Origin of the sequence: Bacillus sp. Xin1 (assembly GCF_013314535.1) — a bacterium.
Classification (GTDB): Bacteria; Bacillota; Bacilli; order Bacillales; family Bacillaceae_G; genus Bacillus_A.
The window spans coordinates 1-14,952 of sequence record NZ_JABUAE010000021.1 but is presented as its reverse complement, the minus strand read 5'-3'; the positions used below and the strand labels follow the sequence as shown (position 1 = coordinate 14,952).

At 33.9% G+C, this 14,952-nt stretch carries 16 protein-coding genes and 1 pseudogene; 10 read left to right on the top strand and 7 right to left on the bottom strand.

Annotated features, from left to right (window positions below; genetic code table 11):
• Positions 1–50: 50 nt before the first annotated feature.
• Both HRG09_RS29020 and HRG09_RS17545 read right to left on the bottom strand, forming a co-directional pair.
• Complete coding sequence (locus HRG09_RS29020; RefSeq protein WP_254610117.1) at positions 51–491, bottom strand: CBO0543 family protein; 441 nt, start codon at positions 489–491, stop codon at positions 51–53.
• On the bottom strand, positions 439–1,620 hold the full coding sequence (locus HRG09_RS17545) for a DUF2515 domain-containing protein (RefSeq protein ID WP_174102185.1): 1,182 nt from the start codon (positions 1,618–1,620) through the stop codon (positions 439–441). The genes HRG09_RS29020 and HRG09_RS17545 overlap by 53 nt, the downstream gene beginning before the upstream one ends.
• A 244-nt stretch (positions 1,621–1,864) precedes the next feature.
• Here HRG09_RS17545 and HRG09_RS17540 point away from each other — a divergent pair, with 244 nt between their 5' ends.
• The 3 genes from HRG09_RS17540 to pepT all read left to right on the top strand — a co-directional run bounded on the left by HRG09_RS17540 (position 1,865) and on the right by pepT (position 4,737).
• Entirely contained in the window at positions 1,865–2,254 is a 390-nt protein-coding gene (locus HRG09_RS17540) for a VOC family protein (RefSeq protein WP_174102184.1), read from the top strand.
• Between the two features lie 333 nt (positions 2,255–2,587).
• Entirely contained in the window at positions 2,588–3,229 is a 642-nt protein-coding gene (locus tag HRG09_RS17535) for a 2OG-Fe(II) oxygenase (protein ID WP_174102183.1), read from the top strand.
• A 275-nt stretch (positions 3,230–3,504) separates the two neighbouring features.
• Complete coding sequence (pepT, locus tag HRG09_RS17530) at positions 3,505–4,737, top strand: peptidase T (protein ID WP_174102182.1); 1,233 nt, start codon at positions 3,505–3,507, stop codon at positions 4,735–4,737.
• A gap of 38 nt (positions 4,738–4,775) precedes the next feature.
• On the opposite strand, the gene HRG09_RS17525 is transcribed toward pepT, so the two are convergent.
• Genes HRG09_RS17525 through HRG09_RS17515 form a run of 3 tightly spaced genes read right to left on the bottom strand, consistent with a single transcriptional unit; the run spans position 4,776 to position 7,009 of the window.
• Positions 4,776–5,879 carry a DNA-3-methyladenine glycosylase 2 gene (locus tag HRG09_RS17525; RefSeq protein WP_174102181.1) on the bottom strand — a complete coding sequence of 368 codons (1,104 nt, stop codon included), beginning with the start codon at positions 5,877–5,879 and terminating at the stop codon, positions 4,776–4,778.
• 10 nt (positions 5,880–5,889) lie between these two features.
• A complete protein-coding gene (locus tag HRG09_RS17520; protein WP_174102180.1) occupies positions 5,890–6,411 on the bottom strand; it encodes a methylated-DNA--[protein]-cysteine S-methyltransferase in 522 nt (173 codons plus the stop codon).
• Positions 6,401–7,009: a bifunctional transcriptional activator/DNA repair enzyme AdaA gene (locus tag HRG09_RS17515; protein ID WP_174102179.1), complete on the bottom strand. Its 609-nt coding sequence runs from the start codon at positions 7,007–7,009 to the stop codon at positions 6,401–6,403. The genes HRG09_RS17520 and HRG09_RS17515 overlap by 11 nt, the downstream gene beginning before the upstream one ends.
• A 182-nt stretch (positions 7,010–7,191) precedes the next feature.
• Between HRG09_RS17515 and HRG09_RS17510 the strand changes: the two genes are divergently transcribed.
• The 7 genes from HRG09_RS17510 to HRG09_RS17480 all read left to right on the top strand — a co-directional run bounded on the left by HRG09_RS17510 (position 7,192) and on the right by HRG09_RS17480 (position 13,455).
• The gene (locus HRG09_RS17510; protein WP_174102178.1) at positions 7,192–7,950 is read left to right on the top strand and encodes an exodeoxyribonuclease III; all 759 of its coding nucleotides are present in this window, start codon (positions 7,192–7,194) and stop codon (positions 7,948–7,950) included.
• 296 nt (positions 7,951–8,246) lie between these two features.
• Positions 8,247–9,215, top strand: coding sequence for an iron-hydroxamate ABC transporter substrate-binding protein (locus HRG09_RS17505; RefSeq protein WP_174102177.1), 969 nt, complete (start codon positions 8,247–8,249; stop codon positions 9,213–9,215).
• Positions 9,216–9,234: 19 nt separating this feature from the next.
• A complete protein-coding gene (locus tag HRG09_RS17500; protein WP_174102176.1) occupies positions 9,235–10,242 on the top strand; it encodes a FecCD family ABC transporter permease in 1,008 nt (335 codons plus the stop codon).
• 22 nt (positions 10,243–10,264) lie between these two features.
• Positions 10,265–11,257, top strand: a complete 993-nt coding sequence (locus HRG09_RS17495) for a FecCD family ABC transporter permease (protein WP_375335766.1) — start codon at positions 10,265–10,267, stop codon at positions 11,255–11,257.
• Positions 11,258–11,272: 15 nt separating this feature from the next.
• Positions 11,273–12,091 carry an ABC transporter ATP-binding protein gene (locus HRG09_RS17490; protein ID WP_174102174.1) on the top strand — a complete coding sequence of 273 codons (819 nt, stop codon included), beginning with the start codon at positions 11,273–11,275 and terminating at the stop codon, positions 12,089–12,091.
• Positions 12,092–12,116: 25 nt separating this feature from the next.
• On the top strand, positions 12,117–12,938 hold the full coding sequence (locus tag HRG09_RS17485; RefSeq protein ID WP_174102173.1) for an alpha/beta hydrolase: 822 nt from the start codon (positions 12,117–12,119) through the stop codon (positions 12,936–12,938).
• A gap of 211 nt (positions 12,939–13,149) precedes the next feature.
• Positions 13,150–13,455, top strand: a complete 306-nt coding sequence (locus HRG09_RS17480; RefSeq protein WP_174102172.1) for a metal-sensing transcriptional repressor — start codon at positions 13,150–13,152, stop codon at positions 13,453–13,455.
• A 325-nt stretch (positions 13,456–13,780) separates the two neighbouring features.
• On the opposite strand, the gene HRG09_RS17475 is transcribed toward HRG09_RS17480, so the two are convergent.
• Both HRG09_RS17475 and HRG09_RS17470 read right to left on the bottom strand, forming a co-directional pair.
• Positions 13,781–14,053 carry an HU family DNA-binding protein gene (locus HRG09_RS17475; protein WP_003199316.1) on the bottom strand — a complete coding sequence of 91 codons (273 nt, stop codon included), beginning with the start codon at positions 14,051–14,053 and terminating at the stop codon, positions 13,781–13,783.
• 101 nt (positions 14,054–14,154) lie between these two features.
• Positions 14,155–14,865 (bottom strand): annotated as a pseudogene (locus HRG09_RS17470) (formate/nitrite transporter family protein); the annotation flags it as partial.
• Positions 14,866–14,952: the final 87 nt, after the last annotated feature.

Sequence of the window (14,952 nt, the reverse complement as noted above, 5' to 3'; positions counted from 1 at the left end):
TGCTTTTTCTTTATAAAGTAACAATGCTTTTGTTAATCTACAGCCATTACTTAGTATTGTAGCAAACGATAAATCTTCCACATAAAAAGCATGAAAATTATATATCCGAAGAGAGAATAAGAATGATACCAGTTTTCACTATGATTGAATAATCCTAAGCTTTCAGCAAATTGCTCCGATATACTTGCACAAATGCCAATCAAAATGATAAATAGAATTCTTGAAAATGTAGATAAAGATTTTGCAATATGTAAAAAGAAAGCAGTAAAGGCTGGTAATACAAATAAAGTAAAAGCAATATTGACTGTAAATATATTTGGAAATGGCCTTACTGGAAAAGCATACATTTGTTTACTAACGAATAGGTAGTCTAAATATGTTCCAACGAAACAGGAGAAAATGATGGTAATTATAAATGCTAGGTGATTACTCTTTTGTTTATTCTTCTTCTCTGAGAAGAATATTTTTTTTCGTAAGGATTGCAAGTTCAATTTTTTTAAGCGTTTTGCAATAGTCATCCTCAATCTTTCCATTTATATTTTCTCCTTTATCAATGAAATAGTCTACGATACGCCAGTCTTCAAACCAGTCCCCTTTTTCTGCCTCTTCATGTTCCAAATCTCTCCATGCGTATATTAATTGAGGGCTGTATAAACGATTTGCATCTTTTCTGAGGTGACATTTTTTTATTCTACGTTTATAAAATTCACGGGAAAATGACTCATTTACATCGGAAAACAAATGAGGCCAATAGTCTTTTCGTGAAGCAGTATGTGAACGATCGTGAGCCCAATTTAATACTTTGGATAACGTATGTTCGTTGCGAAACAATAAAGAGTATAATCGTTTACCTAGTAAAATTCGTTCATGTAAGGAGGTAAAGTGTTTCATTGTATCACCAAATAACAATGTTTTTTGTTTGGTCTCATCTTCATAGTATGGAAAAAGGATATGATTAAAGCGTAAGAAGTCAAAGAGTTTAAATCCAATACTATTTAGTACGGTCTTTTTAAAATGATCATTTTGAATGACCCTTTTTTCTAAGTAGTTTTGTTCATTAATAATCGTTGCTACAGCTAATGTATAGTGATTGCCCGTTTTCCAAAAATGGTTCCATATCGTTTCCATAAACGTTGAGACGTTGAGATGGGGTAGGAGGTAGAAGAGAGTTTTGGATCTTTTGAGGCTTTGTTCATATAGTAAAAATTGTGGATACACATCTTGGAAGATTAACCAGTTTCCCCGTTCTAAAAAAGAATAGTAGATAAGTTGATCTTTTTCTGATAACAGTCTTGTATATAAATCTCCTTTTAAATCTGTCATGTTCCAACCACCATTACGTGATACCATATGTCCAAGTAAAGCCCAGTGTATTTCAGGATACTGAAGGTAAAACTGATAATAAGCACGTGTTCTCGTCACGTTATTTTTGTTCAGTTGTTTTGTCCGTTCTTTAATTTCATGGATTAGCATTTTTTCTTCTTTTGTTAATTTACATGTTTTAAGAGGGATTTGTTTGAGCTTACTTTTTTTCTTTAATTCATTTTTTACTTCTAAAAGAAAAAGCGGGATCGCTTTGGAAGACCCGTTCCATTTTCTTTTTCGATTGTTTTCATCCATTTTATTTCCTCCCGTTAACATGAATTTCAATAAATAGTTTAATAGAACGGTTATTATCATTTTATTACACACATTCTGAATAAATGTGAACGGTTTTTTTGATATAAAAATTGTTCCTTCTTATTTCATGTAATATCAACCTTTTGTATTAATTCATCTTCATACGAAAGCTTGATTTCATAAAAATTAAACTCATTTATATTAATAGATAAGAGTGTAATAAAATTTATAGGGGGATAATTACATGAAAAAATGGATTCGTTTTAGAATTGCACGCCCGACAGATAAATTTGAAGAAGTTATTGCATTTTATGAAGAAGGATTAGGATTAAAACGTATAGGTGAATTTCATAATCATGAAGGGTATGATGGAGTTATGTTTGGATTGCCTGATGTAGAATATCATCTAGAGTTTACAAGGCATACGAATGGTAGTCCATGTCCAGCCCCAACAAAAGATAATTTACTTGTATTTTATATACCGGATAAAAGTGAAATTGAAAAAATAAATAATAGACTACATGCAATGGGTCATCATGAAGTTGAAGCGGAAAATCCATACTGGAAAGAAAAAGGAATTACAATAGAAGATCCTGATGGATGGAGAATTGTACTTATGCATATAGATAAATAAATGTAGAATAGTTATAAAAAAGGGGGCGTTTGTTCAAGTTTTTACTTGATAATAATCTAAATATTGGAGTCTATTTTGATGATAATGTCTTCAAAATAGACTCCAATATTTTTTGTGAGTGAAGATTTATATGTTCATAAGTTTGCACTAATGTGGTCTGTCTTTTTCCTCACTAAAGCACTTAAAATATTTGAAATTACATGTCTTCTTTTTCAGCTATTATAGTATACTAGAACATTAATTATTGTAATATTTATTAAAGGGTGAATGATAAGAAAATATGATATATTAATGCTATCTAATTATTTTTTAAGGGAGATAGGGGAAGTAATAATGAAAAATCAAAATGAAAATAAAGAACTAACGATTTTTAACCATACAGGGAACACCATTGTGACAGAAGACAGAGAAATACAAATTATCTCAAGAGTAGAAGAGCCTCTTATTGTCGTTTTAGCAAATGTATTAAGTGATGAAGAATGTGAATTGTTAATTGAATTATCAAAAGATTCTATGAAACGTTCAAAAATCGGCGCTTCTCGTGAAGTAAACAACATCCGAACAAGTAGTGGTACATTTTTAGAGGGAAATGAAATCGTTGCCAAAATTGAAAAACGAGTGTCTTCGATTATGAATATTCCTGTCGAACATGGTGAAGGTCTTCATATTTTAAAATACACCCCTGGACAAGAATATAAAGCACACTATGATTACTTTTCAGAACATAGCAGAGCAGCAGAAAACAATCGTATTAGTACGCTTGTGATGTATTTAAACGATGTAGAAGAAGGTGGAGAAACATATTTCCCAAAACTTGATCTTTCTATAGCTCCGAAAAAAGGTTCAGCCGTATACTTTGAATACTTTTATAATGATAAATCATTAAATGAACTGACACTTCATGGCGGTGCACCTGTTATAAAAGGTGAAAAATGGGTTGCGACGCAATGGATGAGAAGAAGAGCTTTGCTGTAAGGTACCATTCGATTACGAGTTTTTTGATACGTTTTTATCCAACTATTTTCGGACAGTAACACTCCCACCTCAAAATTCAGTAGAAACAAAGCAGTGGGGTGGGAGGAATCAGATTTCATGTACATAAAATATACCTATAGGTTTGTTAATAAGAATTGTTGTAATAAGTAAATTTATCGATTTTCCTTCCAATCTACATTGTAGTTAAAAACTTTAAAAAATTTCGCTATGAGGATTATAATAAAGAGAGATTTATGAAAAAGGAGTGAAATGATTTGAAACAAGAGCTTATAGAAAGATTTACAAGATATGTGAAGGTAGATACACAATCAAATGAAGAAAGTCATACAGTACCATCAACACCGGGGCAAATTGAATTTGGGAAATTACTAGTTGAAGAATTAAAACAAATTGGTTTGACAGAAGTAATGCTGGATGAAAATGGGTATGTCATGGCAACACTTCCTGCGAATACCGATAAAAATGTTCCTGTAATTGGTTTTTTAGCCCATTTAGATACAGCAACTGATTTTACAGGGAAGAATGTAAAACCACAAATTCATGAAGATTTTGATGGTAAGGCAATTACCTTGAATAAGGAATTGAATGTCGTTTTAACACCAGAACAATTTCCAGAATTGCCGTCATATAAAGGTCATACTTTAATCACAACTGATGGAACAACACTTCTTGGGGCAGATGATAAAGCTGGTCTTACAGAAATTATGACTGCTATGAATTATTTATTACATAACCCACAAATTAAACACGGAAAGGTAAGAGTAGCATTTACGCCGGATGAAGAAATCGGCCGTGGACCATCTCACTTTGATGTGAAAGCTTTTGGAGCGTCTTTCGCTTATACAATGGACGGAGGCCCACTTGGGGGACTAGAGTATGAGAGTTTCAACGCTGCAAGCGCAAAACTTACTTTTAAAGGAAATAATACGCATCCTGGGACAGCAAAAAATAAAATGCTCAATGCAAGTAAGTTAGCGATGGAGTTTCATGCGCAGTTACCGGTAGAAGAGGCACCAGAATATACAGAGGGATATGAAGGGTTCTACCATCTCATTTCTGTAAATGGTGATGTTGAACAAAGTAAATCATATTACATTATTCGAGATTTTGAACGTGAAAACTTTGAGGCTCGTAAAGAAAAAATTACGAATATTACGAAGCAGATGCAAGAAAAATATGGCGAGGAAAATATTATTCTTGAGATGAATGATCAGTATTACAATATGCTTGAGAAAATTGAACCGGTTAGGGAAATTGTTGATATTGCGTATGAGGCGATGAAAAATCTAGACATTGAACCAAATATTCAACCGATCCGCGGAGGAACCGATGGGTCTCAATTATCATATATGGGCTTGCCGACGCCAAACATTTTTACTGGTGGGGAAAACTATCACGGTAAATTTGAATACGTTTCTGTAGATAATATGGAGAAGGCTGTTCAGGTTATTGTAGAAATAGTACGGTTATTTGAAGAGCAAGCATAAAGAAGAAGTCCGGATAGTTATTGATTACTATCCGGATTTTAATACAGAACTCGCCATAAATAAAAGGTCGCATAGGATTCCCAATCCTTCCATGCTGAAGCGTACTCTCTAATTTCTTTTTTTGTTGGTTTATTTTCTGATCCTGTTAAACGTTTAATGACATTATGTAGGCCAACATCGTCAATTGGAAAAGCAGAAGGAAATCTTAGACAACGCATTAAAACATAATTTGCTGTCCATGGTCCGATACCACGTATGTCGGTTAATGTTTTCTCAGCATTTTTTAGGTCGCTGTTTATGAACAAGTCTTTACTTAAGACACCTTGTGTCATGAGTTTTGCGACACCAATAAGATATTCACATTTTCTTATGGTCATTTTTAGTTCTGTTAGATCTTCTACAGATAGGTTGGCGATAACCTCTGGTGTTGGAAATATCCAATATTTCCGTCCATTCCATTCGATATGTTCGCCGAAGGATTCAACAAAGCGTCTTTTTAATGTATAGGCAAATGTGAGATTAATTTGTTGACCAAGAATACCCCAGCAAAGTGCCTCAAATAAATCAGGAATTCCCATATTGCGTAGTCCGTAATATTCGTTGATTGGTTTAGACAGAAGTACATCGTTTTTTGCTACATCATAAAATGAGGTTAAATCCGTAGCTAAATCAAACCATTCTCTTACATACCTCGCTACTGTAGCACGAACCCATTTCTCAGGCGGTGTCTTATCACCTAAAAAGCGAACATGTATGTTTCCCTCATCATTTACACTTGTCTCGATTAACGGGTTTTCTCCCTCAATCGGAACGACTCTATAAATTTTGTTATTTTCAATGTGAAACATACATTCATTTTTGGAACGTGAAAGATAATGTAGGTTTTGTTTGAAGCTAAATTCTTTCGGAACAATTAATGTTATGCTTTCATTTCCATCTTTCCATGCTCTATATGGAAGCTCAGGACAACAATTTCTACAAGGCTGATAACCAGTTTGTTCCGCTTCTTTTCTAGATTTAAATTTCTGATTGTTTTTTGGGGGCTGCTTTTGTCCACACCAAGGGAAGCAGTAGTTTTTAACTGTTTTGTTACCTATAAAATAAGGAGCGTCCCATTCAAAAGGAAATGTAGCATTTTTCATTTTCAACCACCTACAGCAATGCTTTTTCTAATGTTAATAACTCTTTTTTCATTTCTAAGCTGCCTCGAAATCCAGTTGATTTTCCATTCTTTCCAATTACACGATGACAAGGTATTGTAATTAATAAAGGATTGGCTCCAATTGCAGTACCGACAGCGCGCACTGATTTTGGTTTTTCAATGAGCGCTGCAATATCCGAGTAGGAATAGGTTTTTCCATAAGGAATTTCACGTAATGTATTCCAGACAGCTAACTGGAAAGGTGTTCCGTGAACATCAATGGGACATGTAAATACTTCCCGTTGTGTTTTTAGATACTCTTCTAGTTCTTGAACATATGGTTGTAACTTTAAGGGATTCTGAACTAAAGTATGCTTTGGAAACCGTTTTTTCGTCCAAGTTGTTAATTCTTCAAAAGTTTGATTTTGAGATCCTACAAAGCATAATCCTGTTGATGTTGCGGCAATATACATATGCCAGTTTTCGTGAACAAATAGAGTCCAATATATAATTTGATTTGTTTTAGATTCCATTGTACTTTCCCTCGCTTGTGTGCTTTATTTTTCGGTATTCAGTAGGGGTATACCCTGTTTTCTTTTTAAATAATGTTGCAAAATGTGCAGTGTTGGCTATACCCACAGCAAAACCTATCTCTATAATTGTTTGATTTGTATTTGTAAGATACTGCATAGCTTTGGAAACCCTTAATTGTTGTATATACTCTAGCGGAGTGATGCCTTTCATTCGCTTAAAAGTACGCTGTAAATGATAGGGGCTGCCATGACACATATCTGCAAGTATTTCAAGAGTTAATGGTTCGTGATAATTTTTATTAATGTACTTTATAATTTGAGTTATCCAATCTTCATTAGGTAACTTTAATCCATTTGGTTTACAACGTTTGCAAGGACGGAATTTTTCGGATAGTGCATGTTTTGCATTGAGGAAAATTCGTACATTGTCTTTGTTAGGTGTTCTAGATTTACATGATGGACGGCAAAAAATACCTGTTGTCTTTACGGCGTAAAAAAATTTGTCATCATAAGAAGCATCGTTGTGTATAATCGCTTGCCAGCGTTCATTCGTCAAATGATTTACACTTGTTTCGAATTGTAATCTCTCATTTTGCATGGAATCACCTCCGAAATTAGTATACCCTGAAACAAGTACGCACGTACGTATTTATGAATGTAAGAGCAAGATTACAAAGGTGAAAATGATAGAAGTTATATTTTGTGTTAGCATGTAAGCAAAAAATATAAATGTAGAGCGAGTATGATATCATGCTACAGCAGCAAGAGGAGGAACAAAAAGTGAAATTTATTTCGTGGAATGTAAATGGTTTACGAGCAGTTATTGCAAAAGGTGGTTTTATAGAATACTTAGAGGAAGTCGATGCGGATATTTTTTGTTTGCAAGAAACTAAATTGCAGAGTGGACAAATTGATCTAAATCCGGAAGGGTACCATGTGTACTGGAATTATGCTGTGAAAAAAGGTTATTCAGGAACTGCTATTTTATCAAAAAAAGAACCGCTTTCTGTTACATATGGCTTAGGGATTGAAGAGCATGATCAAGAAGGAAGACTGATTACATTAGAATTTGAAGATTTTTATATGCTAACGCTCTATACACCGAATGCGAAAAGAGGCTTAGAACGTTTAGATTATCGACTGGAATGGGAGGATGATTTTTTAACTTATATTAAGCAGTTAGACAAAAAGAAACCTGTTATTTTTTGCGGGGATCTAAATGTGGCACATAAAGAAATTGATTTGAAAAATCCAAAAACAAATCGAAAAAATCCTGGTTTTTCAGATCAAGAAAGAGAAAAGTTCAACCGGATTTTGGATGAAGGATTTATCGATACGTATCGCTATTTATATCCTGATAGAGAAGGGGCTTATTCATGGTGGCCATATCGTATGAATGCAAGGACGAAAAACATTGGGTGGCGCTTGGATTATTTCATCGTCTCTGAAAGATTAAAGAATAAAATTGTCGATGCGAAAATCAATAGTGAAGTAATGGGATCAGATCATTGTCCTGTTGAATTGAATCTAGAAATTTAGAAAATATAAAAAAGTAGTATCTATTTTGAATAAAGGATAGATACTACTTTTTTATTTGTTTTGTTAAAATTTCTCAAATAATTCTTGAAATAATGTGTTTATAGCTATATAATTAATAACGATAATCATTATCAGTGATAATGATTATCGTTGGTTGGGGGTAGATGATAACTTATTATTAGAGGAAGTGAAGTAATGAGTTTTAATTTTAAATAGATAAATTTTAATAAATAGAAATAAAGTTTCAAAAACAACATATTTAAAGGGTGTTAATTTAGAGAGGAGCATTTATAAACATGAACAAGAAATTATTTACATTAGGAATGGTTACAGTATTAAGTATTGGACTTGCAGCATGTAACAGTGCAGATAAAAGTTCAGGAGAACAAAAACAAGAATCAAAAGCAACTGAAACGAAGAAAGATGAGAAACAAAAGATTACATACTTAGGTAAAGAATATACAGTTCCTGCAAAAGTATCAAAAATTGCAACAGCTAGCTTAGAATCAATGGAAGATGCAGCTATACTTGGCATTAAGCCAGTAGGAGCAATAACAGTAGGTGGACAATTACCGAAGTACTTAGCAGAAGATTTAAAAGGGGCAAAATCTATCGGTGAGAAAATGGAACCAAATTTTGAAACATTACTTCAATTAAAACCAGATGTAATTACATCTAGCTCAAAATTCCCACCAGAGGCAGGTGAGAAATTTGCAAAGGTAGCTCCAACATTCCCAGTATCACATATTTCTACAAATTGGGAAGAAAACTTGAAGTTAATGGGAGAGTTATCTGGTAAAAAAGATAAAGCGGAAAAAATTATTAAAGATTATAAAGCTGATGCTGAAAAAGCGAAAGAAAAAATTGGTGATAAATTAAAAGATAAAAAGGTTCTTGTAATAAGATTAAGAGCTAGTAACTTGTATCTTTATCCAGAAGGCGTTTACTTCAACCCAGTTATTTATAAAGATTTAGGATTAATTGTTCCAGAAGAAATTAAAGCTGTAAAAGCACAAGAAGCAATTTCCTTAGAAAAATTAGCTGAGAGTAATCCAGATTATATCTTCTTACAATTTGAAGAGAGCGAGAATAAGGATAAACCACAAATATTAGAAGATTTACAAAGCAATCCAATTTGGCAAAGCATTAATGCTGTAAAAGATAAAAAAGTATTTGTAAACTCTGTTGATCCAATGGCACAAGGTGGTACTGCTTGGAGTAAAACTGCTTTCTTAAAAGAAGCTGTGAAAAATTTATCTAAATAAGTAAGGTGCGTTGAATGATATGCGGAAAATAAATTCAGTACCAATGATAATTTTATGTTTGGCACCCATCGTTATTTTACTTACAATTATGCTTTCAATTTTATATGGGGCGAAAAATATCAATTTTGAAACAACTTGGAATGCATTGTTTCATTTTGATTCAGGAAATGTAAATCATAATATTATTATTACTTCTCGTTTACCAAGGGTAGTTGGGGCTCTTTTAGTAGGAGCATTTCTAGCCATATCAGGAGCACTTATGCAGGGGATGACAAGAAACTATCTTGCATCCCCTTCTATTATGGGTGTGACAGATGGCTCAGCTTTTGTGATTACAATTTGTATGGTATTCCTTCCGGGAATGTCTTCAATTAATATGATTTTATGTTCTATGCTAGGATCAGCATTAGGAGCCGGAATTGTTTTTGGGTTCGGTTCATTGCTTCGAAATGGATTATCACCAGTTCGGTTAGCGATTATTGGAACTGTTATAGGTACATTTTTAAGTAGTGTCTCTGCTGCAATTGCATCTTATTTTCAAGTTTCTCAAAATATTAGTTTTTGGTACAATGCCAAATTACATCAAGTCGATCCAAATGTAATCAAATTAGCAATTCCTTTCGGGATAGTTGGGATTATTTTGGCACTGCTAATATCGAAATCGATTACGATTCTTTCATTAGGAGAAGAGGTTTCTGTCAATTTAGGGCAACGTACAAAACTAGTAAAAGCGACCGCTATTATATCAGTTATATTCTTGACAGGGACGGCGGTTGCGCTAGTCGGAAAAATTGGTTTTGTAGGACTTATTATTCCGCATATTACTCGTTTTTTAATTGGAGTAGATTATAAATGGATTATCTCTTGTTCAGGAGTGATTGGTGGTTTGTTTTTAGCTTTATGCGATATAGTAAGTAGGTTTGTAAATTATCCGTTTGAAACACCAATAGGAGTTGTTACGTCTTTAATTGGAATTCCTTTCTTCCTTTATTTAATACGGACAAGAGGAGGAGAGAAGCATGCTTAAGGGTTCAAATCGGAATTATGTAATGACAATGGGGATCATTATATTTTTAATTTTGATAGCTATATATGTTAGTTTAACAAACGGTACATTTGATATTACAGTTATGGATGTGTGTCGGACAATCTTTCGGGTAAATCCTGTTCCCGAACATGATTTAGTAATATTTAATTTTCGGCTTCCAAGAATTGTGATCGCTGGTTTAGTAGGATTAGGTCTTGGAATTGCTGGAGCAGTTATTCAAGGAATTACAAGAAACGGTTTAGCTGATCCGGGTATTTTAGGTGTGAATGCTGGAGCAGGAACTGCAATTGTTATTTTTATGTTTTTCTTTCAAGGACAGTTGAAAAGTACGGACTGGGTTTCGATTTTGATGATGCCAATGTTTGGGTTAGTTGGTGGTTTAGGTGCAGCTATATTAATTTATATGTTTTCTTGGCGAAATGGAAAACTAGATTCCCAACGTCTTTTATTAACAGGAATTGCGATAGGATCAGGATTTGGTGCATTTTCTATGTATTTATCATTGAAAATGAAAGCAACTGACTTTGAAATGGCTGCCGTTTGGGTTTCCGGGAGTATATATAATGCAAATTGGAAATATATTATTGCTATGCTGCCATGGCTCATTATCCTAATTCCTATAATTAAAAGAAAAGCCTATTTACTTGATTTATTTCAATTGGAGGAAACGAGTATTACGAGTTTAGGAGTTTCGGTTGAGAGAGAAAAATCTATTTTATTATTAAGTGGTATTGGATTAGTAAGTGCTTGTGTTGCTGTCTCGGGCAGTATCGGATTTGTAGGACTGATGGCACCGCATATTGCAAAACGTCTCGTTGGTATTCAGCATAAGTATGTGATCCCTGTATGTGGAGCAATCGGTATGCTACTTGTCATTGTTTCAGACTTTATTGCAAAAACAATATTTACACCTGTGGAATTACCAGTTGGAATTGTCATTTCGATTATTGGTGTACCATATTTCCTGTATCTGTTATATAAAGCGAAGGCGTAAGAGGAGTGAGAGAAAGTGAATGATCTAAGAGCTGAAAATTTAGAAACAAGTTATGAAAAGTTTACAGTGTTTCGTGATTTGAATGTAGAGATACAAAAGGGGAAAGTTACTACAATTATTGGCCCAAATGGATGCGGGAAATCAACACTCTTAAAAACAATGGGGCGCATTTTAAAACAAAAAAGCGGAAAAGTGTATTTACAAGGACAAGATTTAAATACAATTCCTACAAAACAAATTGCAAAGCAGCTCGCACTACTTCCACAAAACCCAATTGCACCAGGCGAACTGAAAGTGGAAGAATTGATTTCTTACGGACGTTACCCACATCGAAATAATGTGAATAAACTATCACCAAAAGATAAAGAAATGATTGATTGGGCATTAGATATTACAAAAACATCCGCTTTTCGTACGCGTCAAATCGGAAATCTATCTGGTGGACAAAGACAAAAAGTATGGCTAGCAATGGCTTTAGCACAAGAAACAGAAGTTTTATTATTAGATGAACCGACTACATACCTTGATATGTCTCATCAATTAGAAGTATTGCAAATTGTTGAACGATTAAACAAAGATCACAAATGTACGGTTGTTATGGTTTTACATGATATTAATCATGCAGCGCGATTTTCAGATGAGATTATTGCGATGAAAGATGGAAAAATTATTACAGCAGGAAGCCCGGTAGAAATCATTACAAATGAAGTATTAAAAAGTGTATTTCATATTAACGCACGGGTCATGATAGATCCTTATAATGGAGCTCCTGTATGTTTCGGTTATGATAGTGTGTTCCAAGAAGAAAACACGGAAATATATGTAACTAGTTAAAATAATAAGAGGAGGGGAGAGGAACATGAATACAAGTATTGAGAAAAAAGATGTTACCATTTCTGGTGCAGAGCAATGGAAGATGTATTCGAAAATAGGAAACCGTGAATATCAAATTTATATTTCGAAGCCAAAGCAACCTGCTCCAGAACATGGATATCCTGTAATTTATGTATTAGATGGAAACGCATTTTTTCAAACGTTCCAAGAAGCTATTAAGATCCAATCAGTAAGAGCAGAAAAAACAGGAGTTGCACCATCTATAATTGTTGGCGTTGGTTATCCGATAGAAGGTGCTTTTGCAGCTTCTGAAAGATGTTATGATTTTACTCCTTCTGTACCTTCTATGGATGCGCCGCCAAAACCTGATGGAAAACCGTGGCCTGAGTCAGGAGGAGCAAATGAATTTTTAGCATTTCTTCAAGATGAATTGAAGCCACACATCGAAAAGAATTTTAAGATTAATAGAGGAAGGCAAACGATATTTGGACATTCACTCGGTGGATTATTCGCTTTACATGTATTATTTACAAATATAAATGCCTTTCAAAATTATTTCATCAGTAGCCCATCTATTTGGTGGAATAACCAGTCTGTTCTTGAAAACGAAATAGAGTTTATAAATGAATTGGACAGAGCGAATTTTGAAGTGGGAGTCTTTCTGACAGTAGGAGCACTAGAAAGAGAGCATATGGTTCGAGATGCGAATGCATTATCAGAGCGTTTACTGAATTTGCAATATAATAAATTTCGCTTTGCATTTTATGAAGCTGAGGGAGAGAATCATGCGTCGGTAGTTCCAACCACTTTAAGTAAGGCGCTGAGATTTGTAAGTAATATATCCTAATTTTTGTTTTTGAATGAAACATTAGAAAATGTAGTACAGAAACACGTATGTAATGTCCTTATATAGGAAAATATAGAGTATATCTGTATGTATATTTTATGCTATAAATGTTATACTCCGATTAGATGTTATTACATGTAGATTGAAATGGAATAGGGTTGTTAGAGATATCTATTTGTTAATAGGATAGAAACTTTAAGAAGGTGATAAAATGAGGCATAATGAAAATGAAGCAGCTACTACTCATAGGTCGGATAAAGAAAAAGAACAAATTATGAATCGGTTAAAGAGAATTGAAGGGCAAGTACGTGGTATCCAAAATATGATTGAAAATGATCGCTATTGTGTTGATATTTTAGTGCAAATTTCAGCTATTAATGCAGCGATGAAGAAGGTCGGTATGGGAATCCTTAAAAATCATACAGACCATTGTGTTTCTAATGCGATTAAAGATGGGAATGGAGACGAAGCAATCGAAGAGTTAATGACAGTGTTCGAACGATTCTCAAAAGCGTAATAGAACGAGCTAGTATTGGATCTAGCTTGTTTTTTATTTATGTTGATACTTTTATCCCGCATTAATGGGCAGTAAGACCCCCACTGATTAAAGTTTCACTTTATAGACAGTGTTATTTTTAAATCTAATTTTTAGTAAATGTACTTGGAAATGTTATTTATTCGGAGGTTGTTCCAATGTTATTTAGCCCACATGAAAGGATGACGTATTAATTATCCAACTAGGATTATAGGTTTGACGAGCCTTTTTATAATGAGATTAATACAACAATTTAAACATAAAAAACATAAAAAAGCCTTCTCATAAGCGAGAAGGCCATTTTTTATTATTTTACTGCTTCTTTTAGTTCTTTACCAGCTTTAAATGCAGGTACTTTTGAAGCTGCGATTTGCATTTCTTCACCTGTTTGTGGGTTACGGCCTGTACGAGCAGCTCTTTCACGAACTTCAAATGTACCGAATCCGATAAGTTGTACTTTTTCACCAGCTGCTAAAGTGTTTGTGATTGATTCTACTACAGATTGCACAACTACAGTAGCTTCTTTTTGAGAAATTTCAGCTGTTTGTGCTACATTTTTAATTAATTCTGTTTTATTCATATCTTCACCTCATATGTAAATAATGCTATTTAAGTTGTTATTATAACGTATAAAAGAGAAGAGAACAAGTGTACTATAGGTTTTATATGAAATTCTTTTTGTTAAGCAGTTACAGATTTTTTCTTTAATTCTGTTGTTTCGCTTTTTGACTGCCCTGGTTTAGTGTAAGCCAAGAAGTAAGGGGGTGCTACGAATAGCATACCACCTACTAAGTTTCCAAAGAAAACAACAATGAAATTCGGTAAGTATTTCATCCAAGTTAGGTGACCTGCAAAAATGGCGGCTGGAATAACGAACATATTGGCAACAACGTGTTGAAAGCCAATTGCAACAAAAGTCATAATGGGGAACAAAATACCAATTACTTTTCCAGCAAACTCTTTGCTACCCAGACTGAGCCAAACTGCTAAGCAAACGAGCCAGTTACAGCCAATAGCAGAAATAAATGCTTGCACAGGTGTATCATGTAGTTTTGCCTGAGCAATCGATACCGTTTTTCCCCAAAATTGTCCCTCTGTTAATCCGGCGATGTGGCCAAAAAAATAAGCGACAAATATAGCACCAATAAAATTGCTAATTGTAACAATTAGTAAATTTTTTAATACTTTAGAGAAAGAGATTTTTTTTGAAAACCAAGCAATAGATACGGTCATCGTATTACCAGTCACTAGTTCACCACCGGCAAGAATAACTAGAATTAGGCCGATAGGGAAAACGGCTGCTCCTAGAAAACTAGTAAAGGATCCCAAAGATTTTGGCATTGTTCCAATGACGTGAATATCAAGTAGATAACCAAGTGTTATGAAAGCGCCGCACTTTGAAAGTTTTACAAGTTCAGCAAGTAAACGTTTAATAAAAAAAGACATCATCTTTCAATATGAAAGATGATGTCTTTTTTA